The 249-nt window shown below is 25.7% G+C and carries 1 protein-coding gene; it reads right to left on the bottom strand.

Annotated features, from left to right (window positions below; translation table 11 throughout):
• Positions 1–138: 138 nt before the first annotated feature.
• Positions 139–225 carry a T9SS type A sorting domain-containing protein gene (locus tag FUA24_RS26130; protein ID WP_394344203.1) on the bottom strand — a complete coding sequence of 29 codons (87 nt, stop codon included), beginning with the start codon at positions 223–225 and terminating at the stop codon, positions 139–141.
• Between the last annotated feature and the right edge of the window lie 24 nt (positions 226–249).

Below are 249 nucleotides of genomic sequence, written 5' to 3'. Positions count from 1 at the left end.
TTAATAGATTGATGATAAACTATTAGAACGTAAAAAATGATAATATGTTACAAAAAAAGTCCCGAAATTTCGGGACTCTCTTTTTCAAGAATTCTATTAGGGATAATTCAAGAAACGCTATTAATCAGACAATTAATATTATTTAATTACAATTTTTTTGCTAATACTACTTAATTGAGTTTCAATTTTAAAAATGTAAATACCGCTGTTTAAGTTTAGCGGAATGCTTTCAGTTTCAATAACACCTTG

The organism is Seonamhaeicola marinus (assembly GCF_008085455.1).
Note: the sequence above shows the minus strand (reverse complement) of the source record. Positions and strands in the feature narration are given on the sequence as shown.